Source organism: Snodgrassella communis, from assembly GCF_914768045.1.
Lineage (GTDB): Bacteria > Pseudomonadota > Gammaproteobacteria > Burkholderiales > Neisseriaceae > Snodgrassella > Snodgrassella communis.
The window spans coordinates 28,789-39,768 of sequence record NZ_CAJZCD010000014.1 but is presented as its reverse complement, the minus strand read 5'-3'; the positions used below and the strand labels follow the sequence as shown (position 1 = coordinate 39,768).

Sequence of the window (10,980 nt, the reverse complement as noted above, 5' to 3'; positions counted from 1 at the left end):
TATTGGTACAATCATAAACGGTTACATTCGTCGTTGGGCTATTTGCCTCCGGTAGAATTTAACAAACGGCTACCCCTTAATTTTGTTGTTTGAATAGGTGTTGCCATTCCAATATGTTGTTTTATATCAATAGGAAGAGTTAACAATATTATTAAAATTTTTTAGATGCTAAAAGGGGTTGGTTTTTTTTAAGTGTTGGCAATTTTTGATTGTGACAGAAATAGAAAAGATAATTGAGCCTAAAATTATTAAGATTGTTTTTAGCTTATGTTCGAGAGTAGTGATATATAATATCACTAGATAAATCAACATGGAATCAGGTCATTACATTCTTTGAATTACGGCAATAAACCATAAATATTAATAAATATTTGCATTTATAAACTAAAAAATCAAAAAGGAGATAGCATTGAGCATTCAAAAATTATTAGATGATGTTACGTTGTGGCGTGAAAGTTATAAAAAGGCTAATGCATTATTTGATCGCCAACTTGCGCCTGCTTTTCGTTTATTGAATCTATTTTGTATCAATGAAATGGCATTATCCAATTGCTTAGCATTTTTATTGGATAAAAATGAAACACATGGTCAACAAGACTTATTTATTAACAAGTTTTATGAGTTATTTTCTTCACAAAAAAACATACAGCTTGAGTCAAAATATCAGGTTGTTACTGAATATAAAATTCCTACAGGACAGCGGATTGATATTTTCCTCACAGATCATAAAAATTATATTGCAATTGAAAATAAACCATGGGCATGTGATCAAAAAGATCAATTAAAAGATTATGGCACGTGGTTACATGGTGAAGCAAAAAATGATAAAAATTGGCTATTGATCTATTTATGTAATAGAGAGATTAACGAATATACTTTGGCTGAAGATACCGATGAGTCTATTCGCGATAATGTATTACACATCACTTTTTATGAATTACGCAATTGGTTAATTGATTGTGCTTTATATGTTCAAGCACCTAAAGTAAAATTACTTGTTGAGGATTTAATTCAATATATTCAAGAAAATATAAATGGAGAAATAAATATGAAACAACAAGATGAGTTAGTTAAAATGATTCTTTCAAATTCTAACAACCTTAATTCAGCACTTCTTATTGCAAATAATATTGAAGTAGTAAAAAAGGAATTATTTAATAAATTTATTAAAAACTTACGAGACCAAACAGCCAATTTAGGTATGGTAGGTATCAAAATTGAAGGAGATACTGAAATTGAAAAACGTTATGCAGGCTTTCAAATAAAGTTTGATCCAAACGATTATTTTGTTTTGCGTTGGGAGTCTCAAGGTACAATGCAAAGAGATATAATTTATGGGATTCGTCGAAAAGATGCTACTGTTCAGCCTAACAAAAAACTATACAAACGTATTGCAGAGCAAATGGAAGGTATCCTTTCATCACCACAATCAAATGAATTGTGGTGGCCTGCTTGGGATTCACCGGAAAAAAATGCCATGCCAAAATTCATAGAAGACGAAACATGGATAAGTTTTTTCCATCCTCAGGAGAGTACTTTTACTAAGTCGGTCATTGAAATAATTCGTCAAGTGTATGAAAAACAAACGTTGCGGGCATTACTTAAAGAGCGCTGAGGCAATTAACATGTATAATAGTATGATTAATACGTATTGTTATTTAATTTAAATCAACATTCATACCGCAATAGAAATCTTTATATTAAAGGTTTCTATTACGTACTTACTGATCCTATTATTGGCAATGACTATATTTTTATGCAGATGTTGGCTAAGCTAAGTTTACAATCCCAGCTTTAGAAGGAAATCATATAAAAGCTCTAGTACCTACCAAGGCAGGTAAAGTTTGGGCTATGCAACTACGAGAAAGCTATTGTGTGACGATTACCATGAGCTGCGTTGTTGTTGGCTTAAGTCGCTGTGCTGACTATTATCAATTTAAATTACCGGATGATTCGGTGATTAGGTCGGTACTTGGTGCTATGACTGACAAGCATTGACACTGTGGCTTTCCTAAATGTTTTAATCGCATTAGCCAGCTCGGCTACAAATGCAATGATAAACGGGTTCAGCGGGTATATTGTGAATTAAAGCTTAATCTCAGGGTAAAGCGTAAACAACGCATTCCTCCACGAAGCCCGGAAAGGCTATCAGTACCCAATAAACAAGGTGAATGCTGGTCAATGGATTTTATGAGTGACAGCAGTCGCAATCAACGCAGGTTTAGAACTTTTGTAAATACCCCATAGTTAGTACAAAACAGACGTAGAAAATCATGCTGCTTGTTTTAGTGTTTTATACTCAATCGGCGTCATATTATTTAATGCTTCATGAGGTCTTTCAGTATTATAAATGGTTAGCCATTCTTCGGTTACCTTTCTTGCCTGTTCCGGATTATTAAATAGATATCAATCCAGTCCCTCTGTGCAATAGGTACGATTAAATCGTTCAATATACCCGTTTTGATATCGGCTGTCTGGTTGAATATCATCTAGGGTGATACCTGTGACTTTGCCCAGTTAGTAAAGGTGTTTCCGGTAAATTCCGATCCATTATCTACTCGTATTTTGAGTGGATAAGCATGATATTCAGCCAGTTTATCCAGATAGCGTCTCATCCTGCCAGCCGGCAAACTGACCACCATATCAATGCCTAGCGCCTCACGATTAAAGTCATCTATCACATTGAAGGTTCTAAACCTGCGTTGATTGCGACTGCTGTCACTCATAAAATCCATTGACCAGCATTCACCTTGTTTACTGGGTGCTGATAGCCTTTCTGGGTTTCGTGAAGGAATGCGTTGTTTACGCTTTACCCTCAGATTAAGCTTTAATTGGCAATACACCCGATACACCCGTTTATGATTCCATTTATAGCCGAGCTTTCTGATGCGATTAAAACACTTGGGAAAGCCCCAGCGTAAATGCTTGCCAGTGATCGCACTGAGTACCGATATAATCACCGAATCATCCGGTAATTTAGGTTGATAATAGTAAGCATAGCGGCTTAGGCCAACAATAGAACAACTCATTGTAATAGTAACAGGATGACTTTCTAGTAACGCCAGAGCCCAGGCTTTACGCTCCTTGGTAGGTACTAGAGCTTTTTTTATGATTTCCTCCTGAAGCTGAGATTTTAAACTGAGCTTGGCAAACATCTGCTTAAGCTTGCGCGTTTCCATAACACCATATTTATCACGCCATTTATAAAAAGTTGAATTCCCCATACCATATTTACGGTAAAATTCTTTGACAGGAATACCGGCTTCAGCTTCTTTTAAAATAGTTACGATCTGATATTCAGTCATTTTTTTCATATTTAAATCCTCTGTTAGTCAATGAAGAAAATTTTCTATTTTTATGCTTTTTATGTTGTACTATTTTAAGGTGAGTTATAGACGGGGTAGTTTTTAAAAAACAAGTTTGATTTGTAGAGAGTTATGCTTATGCAAATTAGTTGTGTAATTTTGTAATTATTAAATGTGTTTGATATTGTTATTTTTATTAACTATATTTTGTTTTGGAGACGGTTTGTCTGGTGATGTTGTATGTGGTAATAAGTTTATATTGTTTGATGGCGGATGGTAAATGTGGCCTTTGGGCTTTTGCTGATATGTAAACTGTCGGTAATACAGAATAATATTGCCGACAGTTTTCGGGGTAATTGGAGGTTGAAGTACTTTATTCTCCCTGTGGCATTACCCACATTTTGTTTTGATTGTATTTCTGCATAAATTGTTTGAATTCTGGCGATTGATAGGCTGCTTTCAGGTCTTTTGCCCATTGTGTATCTTTGTTTTTTTCATTGATGGTAACCACCATTTCCATTTCGGGCACTACTTTTTCGCGTAGTACAGCTTTTTGGGGATCCAGTTTCGACTGATAGGCAATGCCGCCAGAGGCAAATCCGAAATCTACTTCGTTCAGTGTGCGCGGTATCATTACTGAATCAATTTCTCTGATTTTCAGTTGTTTGGGATTGCTGGCTATATCTCTGGTGGTGGCGAGTATCGGATTGGTGTTAGGTTTTAGCTGAATTAGGTGGTTGTCGGTGAGGATGCGCAGTGCACGGGAGGTATTGGCTGGGTCGCTGGGAATCAGTATGCTGGCACCATTGGGAGCCTGCTGAATAGAGGTATGTTTGTCTGAATAGATGGCGGCTGGAACGGTTGGGATATGTACTAACGGATACAGGTGTGTGCCTTTTTCTTGGTTAAAGACGTTAAGGTAGGCGGTGTGTTGATCGAGGTTAAAATCAACCTGACCATTATTAACTGATTGATTATTCACTTCCAGCGTGGAAAAATTCAGGGTTTTGATTGTATAACCCTGTTTTTCGAGAATGGGTTTGATACCTTGTTCAAAGACGGTGCTATAGGGCATGGCAGAAGCACCAAAAATCAGTTCTTTTTTTGTGGCTGGATCAGTTGCTGTGGTGTCATGCTGGGTTTTGGAGCAGGCAATTAAGCCTGTTGCTACTAAGCAGGATAATACAAGATAGATAATTTTGTTCATAATGTACCTACTGAAATTTGATATGGAATTTCAGTATATAATTAGAATTAGTTTATAAATATACTGATTTTAAATAACTTTACTACTAAATAGAATAAGCATTTATGCCATTTGTCCTCTGTTTGAATAGTTATGCTCACTGATTTAGAAAAGAACGCTATACGCGACCATTATCAGAATATCGCTAAAAGTCTGCCTCATTTCCGACCGCGTCAGGCTCAGCGGGAAATGATTGCAGCCATTGCCAATGCATTTTCGCGCACTCAGCAACAGCAGGCTGGTGAGGATGCGCCGGAGCGCAATGGTGAATCTATTGTTATAGTAGAAGGCCCAACGGGTGTTGGGAAAAGTCTGGCGTATTTGCTGGCCGGTGGAATTATGGCGCAGACTCGTGGCAAAATTCTGGTAGTTAGCAGTGCCACGGTGGCCTTACAGGAGCAGCTGGTGGGACGGGATTTGCCGTTTGTTGTTAGGCATAGTGGGCTGAGTCTGAGCTTTGCGCTGGCAAAAGGGCGCGGTCGCTATTTGTGTCCGTATAAACTGTATCAATTAACCCAATTAAACGCGCAGGATAGTTTGCAGGGGTTTGAACCACAGCAGGTGTTCTGGGACAAGAAACCGAGAGCTGAAGAATTAGCTGTATTGCGAGATATGGCAGACCAGTTTGCTGCGCGTACTTTTAATGGTGACCGTGACACTTGGCCGGAACAGATTGATGAGGGCTTGTGGCAAAGGGTAACCAATGACCGTCATGGCTGTCTGAAAGCCGGCTGCCCTAATCGGCCGGAATGTCCGTTTTTTCTGGCAAGGGAAACTCTGGAAACGGTGAATGTGGTGGTGGCCAATCATGATTTGCTGCTGGCTGATATTGGTATGGGCGGGGGCGTGATTCTGCCATCACCGGCCAACAGCTTTTATTGTATTGATGAGGCTCATCATTTATCACATAAGGCCTTGCAACAATTTGCTGCTGAACACAGTCTGAATCAGGCCTTGTGGTTTTTAGACCGGATTGGTAATGTTGTTGATAAGGTGGCTGGTGTGCTGGATAAGAGTGAGCTGGCTGTGCTGGCTACTGAGGCTGCATCTGGCTTGCAGGAAAGTATGCAGGAGTGGCTGTTTCATCTGGCTGATGAACCCAGTCTGGCTACACAGGAGGGTATTGAGGAAAGTAGTTGGTTGTGGCCGGATGGTGCTATACCTTCAGGTTTAAGTATACTGGTAAATAATACAGCTATGGCAGCGCGTATGCTGCTCAAGCATATTAATAGTATGAATGAGGCGCTAGCAGCCGCACGACGTGATAAAAATCAGGACAGTAGTCTGCTCGACCGGTTATGTGGTGATCTGGGGATGTTGCTGGCACGGGTAGAACAGGTTGTGGATGTATGGGACTTGATTTCTACTGAAAATGTAGAAGGTGAAGCTCCGCTGGCTAAATGGATTACGCGGACTTTTAAAGATAAGGTGGATTACAGTTTTAATGCTTCGCCAATTACTAGTGCCAGTAAGTTGGCCAGTGGCTTGTGGCGACGCGCAGCCGGTGCCTTGCTTACTTCGGCAACGTTACGCTCGCTGGGGACATTTGATTTGCTGTTAAAGCAAACAGGGCTGAACTGGCTGCCGGATACGGCTATGCTGGCACTGGATAGTCCGTTTCATTTTGCTGAGCAGGGTGAGCTGTATATACCGGCACTGGCAGCCAGCCCGAAAGATGCTGCTGCGCATACTAGTGAAATTGTTAAATGGCTGCCGAGGCTGATTAATGAAAATGAAGCCATTGGTACGCTGGTGTTGTTTTCTTCTCGCCGGCAGATGCAGGAGGTGGCGCTGAAGTTACCAGACAGTCATTTGCCGCTGTTGTTGGTACAGGGAGAAATACCTAAGCAGGTGTTATTGCAGCGCCATCAGGAAGCTATAGCTGCTGGTAAGCCCAGTATTATTTTTGGACTGGATAGTTTTGCTGAAGGGTTGGATTTACCCGGTGAAATGTGTGTACAGGTTATTATTGCCAAGCTGCCCTTTGCTATGCCGGATAATCCGATTGAGAAAACCCGTAATCAGTGGATAGAAGCGCGCGGTGGTAATCCTTTTATGGAAATTACTGTGCCAGAAGCCAGTATTAAGCTGATACAGGCTGTTGGGCGGCTGATTCGTACTGAGTCGGATTACGGACGGGTAACTATTCTGGATAACCGTATTCTGACTGCGCGTTATGGTAAGCAGTTACTGGCATGTCTGCCACCTTTTAAACGCATCGGTTAGGCATGATATTAGGGGTGAAAAGTATGGTCTGCCAATCTCTGTGAATACAGGGAGTTTGTCATATAAACCCAGTATAGTAATTGACAATCACTTGATTAATCTTTAATATTAGAAGCTTTCGTATATATATCTGGATTAGCTTCTATGAAAACCTTTTCAGCTAAGCCGCATGAGGTGAAGCGTGATTGGTATGTGGTTGACGCTCAAGACAAAGTTCTGGGTCGTTTGGCTGCTGAAATCGCTCGCCGTCTGCGTGGCAAACATAAGCCAGAATACACGCCGCATGTTGATACCGGTGATTACATTATTGTGATCAATGCTGACAAATTGCGTGTGACTGGTCAGAAACAGACTGATAAAAAATACTACCGCCACTCAGGTTTCCCTGGTGGTATCTACGAGCGTACTTTTGCTGAAATGCAAAACCAATTTCCTGGTCGTGCGCTGGAAAAAGCGGTTAAAGGTATGTTACCTAAAGGCCCGCTGGGCTATGCTATGATTAAAAAACTGAAAGTATATGCTACTGCAGAACATGGTCATGCAGCTCAACAACCTAAAGTTTTGGATATCTAAGGACACGCGATGAACGGTAAATATTACTACGGCACGGGTCGCCGCAAAAGTTCAGTGGCTCGTGTTTTCCTGCAAAAGGGTAGCGGTCAGATTATTGTAAATGGTCGTCCGCTGGATGAATTCTTTGGTCGCGAAACCGGCCGTATGATTGTACGTCAGCCATTGGTACTGACCGAAAATCTGGAAGCTTTTGATATTAAAGTTAATGTAGTAGGTGGTGGTGAAACTGGCCAGTCTGGTGCGATTCGTCACGGTATTACCCGTGCGTTGATTGACTACGATGCAGCTCTGAAGCCAACTCTGTCTGCTGCTGGTCTGGTAACTCGTGATGCACGTGAAGTTGAACGTAAGAAATTCGGTCTGCGTAAAGCACGCCGTGCTAAACAGTTCTCTAAACGTTAATCTGTATTGTTATATTTCAAGCAGTTTTACGAATTCAGAAAAAAGAGCCTTTATGGCTCTTTTTCTTTTATCTGTAAAATATCATGCTCTCCTTTATTATAGAGAAAATCAAGAGTAATTGGCTTAATTGAAATTAAATATGGATGATTTGGTGCAAGATTTTAAAAGAGTTATGAGGTATTAATTGATTGAGAAATACTGTAATACTGTTAGTGGTTGTAGTACTCTGAGCGGCTACAAGATATAAAACGGTATTTATAAAAAAATTATAGTCATCAAATGTATTGCTAATAAGTGGTGAGCAGTTAAATAAAGACAGATACAGATTTAAAATCTACTTGCATATATATCTGAAGAAATCAGTATTTTTAGATTCGAATTAGAACATCCAAATGCTAAATTACATAAATTTACCATTTGGCTTTTAGACAATAATGTGTTTAAATTATTTAATAATATTAAGTGTATAGGTATATCTAGATAAACAGTTAGTAATAGTTATATTAAATAATTGTTATTATAAGTATATGTTTATTAATATAAATTTTATTTTTTATATTTTGAAAGTATAAATGGAAAATTAAGCTTTTTTGAATTTAGAATTGCTTTTTTTTTGCAATTATCTTACCTTGAATTAGCTCATAACTCGTATATGCTCTCGATAATCTCGTTGACGTTGTGAAAAAAAACAGTATAATGCAAATTAGTTACAGATGTAGCGGTATGGATATGAAATGGTTTGTTTTGGTGAATGAAGGATGAACGTGTTTAGTCAAGAGTTGTTATCGTGTTTGATTCAGCAGATATCCTTTCTGCGGGATTCGCTTGAACGTGGTGAGACTCATTTTTCACATTCAGAAATCGAAACTCAACTTTCTGTATTAGAAAGTGTTAAGGATTATGCTCAGAAAAGTGGGTTTGAGTCTACTACACAAAGTGTAGCTGATGATGCTTTATTGGCTGATGTTTTAAATAATCCAGAAAATTTAACTCCTTTTGCTGTTAGATCGATACCGGAAGATTTAAAAAATGAAATTAGCCTTACCGATACTGATAAATTTGAAATTGATGTACTCAATTTAATTGATAAAGCAAAAAACAAGAGGATTAGTTTAAATAATCTGCTCATTGCTTTAAGAATTACCACGGGAATAACATATACCAGAACTATTCTGAATAACAGATTATACAGAATGGTTAAAAAAGATATGTTGTTCTCGGTACCTGGACGTAAAGGTTTATACACTACCAATCGTGATGTTCAGCATGAATTAAATAATGAGGAAAATAAAGATATAGTTTTTGAAGATGAAGTAGATATGGATTTATTAAAATAAACTCAGTGAAGTTAGCGCTTCACTGAGTTTACCGAGGTAGACAGAATTATTACCTGTCTTCTGTAAAAGTCAAGAAAAAAATCACTTGCATTTTTACTATTCAAGCAGTAATGAGTGTACAGTAATTATATATTCTTGTCTATTCTATCTCGTTTTTAACCAGACAGGGATAAGGAATATATATTGTGTTGAATAACGCATATATTCATCATATAAAGAGTTTTTGTGACTCTTTGACGTTATCTGATCTTGTATTAGTACGTCAATATACTCGTTTCCGTTATGGGCAATTTGAAGATGTTTGTTCTCATTATAGGAGGCGGCCGCATTCGGTTGAATAACTAGTTAGTCAATCCCCTATACTTAAAGAAAGTATAGGGGATTTTTGTATTGTATAAGTAATATAAAGAACCTTTATCGTAATTCTTAGTTTGATTCATAGATAAAATTATTTCAATTTTTATTATTGAATGCACATTATTAAATTAAAGTAGGTGCAGATGCTTTTAAAAATTATATCTGGGAGATGTTTTTAAATTTTAGCGGCTAAAATTTTAGCTCAGCAGAAGATAAATATGTGACTAAAGTAATATTATATAGGTTTAGTGGTTTTTTACATAAAGTATTGATAAATATAAAAAATTATATATCTTATTAAAATATTTGTTATATTCATTGACAGTATAATAGGTAAAAATGTTGAAAATAAAATTTATTTCTATATAAATAATATATGAATAAATTATTTATACCTAAAAGATAATATAGTGATGGCTTTATTTATTCAAAGTATAAAAAATTTCACTTAAGTAAAATAATTTATTTAAAACATAAAATTATTATCGTATCTATGAATAATTTTCGCAGTACTGGTATCTGTGTTTGTCTATATATAAATATTGTTTATATTTGAATAAATTTTCTTGGTAGTGGTTTGTCGATGTTTTATGCAGGTTGGAACCAAAAGCTCATATAAGGAGATTTGTTGCGAGTATATGTGTGTAATTGTTATCAGGTAATGGATCTAGCTTTACGTGATTTGTAGCGATTATAACCAAACAAATACTGGCTGGGAAAGCGAGCGACCCACTGTTCAATATTGTTGTTAATAATTTGTGCATCCTGTTCTTTGTTGCCGGTTAGATTACCTTGCATGGGAGCAATATGCAGGGCAAAGCCGCGGCCGTGGGGTAGTCGTTCACCGCAAAAGAACAGGGCAGTTACTTTGGGCATGACGGCCAGACGTGAAGCCAGTGTCATGGTGTAGGCTGGTTGACCAAAAAAAGTTGCCCATACGCCTTCACCTTCACCAGGTACTTGATCAGGTAAAACGATGGTGGCTTCTTTGTTTTTTAATGCGCGTACGATTTGTTTGACGCCCTGCATGTTGGCCGGTGCGGTATAGCCGTTATCGCGGACGCGGCCATTATTCATTATGCTCTCCAGCCAGCTTATTTTGGGCGGGCGGTACATGGCAGTAAGGGGAAAGGGTAGTTTTTCGCTCAGGTACCGGCCGGCAAGGTCGTAATTGCCCAGATGCGGGGTAATGAGCAGCAGGCCATGATTGTGGGCGATAGCTTCTTCGATGTGTTCCCAGCCGTGCACTTCTTTAAACAGGGAGACGATATGTTTGCTGGAGCGGGTCCAAGCTATGGATAGTTCCAGCCCGCTTTTGGCTGTTTCGGCAAAAATCGATTTAATCAATTTCTCTGCTTGTTGGTCGTTGGCGGCAAGTTTGCTAAAATGGAGATTTCTAGTTGTGCGTTTACGTTCATTGGTGGCAAGGTAATAGCCAAGACGCCCCAGTATTGAACCTATGCCCTGCAAGATTGGCAAGGGGATTAGTGCCAACAAGGAAAATACGACATAAACCAGCTTTTGCATCTGTTGT

8 protein-coding genes and 1 pseudogene are annotated in these 10,980 nt (G+C 38.4%); 5 read left to right on the top strand and 4 right to left on the bottom strand.

Features of this window, described 5'->3' with window-relative positions:
- The first annotated feature begins 409 nt into the window (after nt 1–409).
- Nucleotides 410–1,615, top strand: a complete 1,206-nt coding sequence (locus MJ761_RS10225) for a PDDEXK-like family protein (protein ID WP_093093579.1) — start codon at nt 410–412, stop codon at nt 1,613–1,615.
- A gap of 656 nt (nt 1,616–2,271) precedes the next feature.
- Here MJ761_RS10225 and MJ761_RS11050 read toward each other — a convergent pair.
- From MJ761_RS11050 to MJ761_RS10215, 3 genes and pseudogenes are all read right to left on the bottom strand, one after another.
- Nucleotides 2,272–2,451: pseudogene (locus MJ761_RS11050) on the bottom strand (integrase core domain-containing protein).
- Nucleotides 2,452–2,489: 38 nt separating this feature from the next.
- Nucleotides 2,490–3,314, bottom strand: a complete 825-nt coding sequence (locus tag MJ761_RS10220; protein WP_093093581.1) for a DDE-type integrase/transposase/recombinase — start codon at nt 3,312–3,314, stop codon at nt 2,490–2,492.
- Nucleotides 3,315–3,678: 364 nt separating this feature from the next.
- The gene (locus MJ761_RS10215) at nt 3,679–4,512 is read right to left on the bottom strand and encodes a MetQ/NlpA family ABC transporter substrate-binding protein (RefSeq protein ID WP_093093583.1); all 834 of its coding nucleotides are present in this window, start codon (nt 4,510–4,512) and stop codon (nt 3,679–3,681) included.
- Between the two features lie 132 nt (nt 4,513–4,644).
- Between MJ761_RS10215 and dinG the strand changes: the two genes are divergently transcribed.
- From dinG to MJ761_RS10195, 4 genes are all read left to right on the top strand, one after another.
- Nucleotides 4,645–6,777 carry an ATP-dependent DNA helicase DinG gene (dinG, locus tag MJ761_RS10210; RefSeq protein WP_037407240.1) on the top strand — a complete coding sequence of 711 codons (2,133 nt, stop codon included), beginning with the start codon at nt 4,645–4,647 and terminating at the stop codon, nt 6,775–6,777.
- Nucleotides 6,778–6,921: 144 nt separating this feature from the next.
- A complete protein-coding gene (rplM, locus tag MJ761_RS10205) occupies nt 6,922–7,350 on the top strand; it encodes a 50S ribosomal protein L13 (RefSeq protein ID WP_025329931.1) in 429 nt (142 codons plus the stop codon).
- Between the two features lie 9 nt (nt 7,351–7,359).
- Complete coding sequence (rpsI, locus tag MJ761_RS10200; RefSeq protein ID WP_025329932.1) at nt 7,360–7,752, top strand: 30S ribosomal protein S9; 393 nt, start codon at nt 7,360–7,362, stop codon at nt 7,750–7,752.
- Between the two features lie 758 nt (nt 7,753–8,510).
- On the top strand, nt 8,511–9,089 hold the full coding sequence (locus tag MJ761_RS10195; protein ID WP_093093585.1) for a hypothetical protein: 579 nt from the start codon (nt 8,511–8,513) through the stop codon (nt 9,087–9,089).
- Between the two features lie 1,011 nt (nt 9,090–10,100).
- On the opposite strand, the gene MJ761_RS10190 is transcribed toward MJ761_RS10195, so the two are convergent.
- Nucleotides 10,101–10,973, bottom strand: coding sequence for a lysophospholipid acyltransferase family protein (locus MJ761_RS10190; RefSeq protein WP_093093587.1), 873 nt, complete (start codon nt 10,971–10,973; stop codon nt 10,101–10,103).
- Nucleotides 10,974–10,980 lie beyond the last annotated feature (7 nt).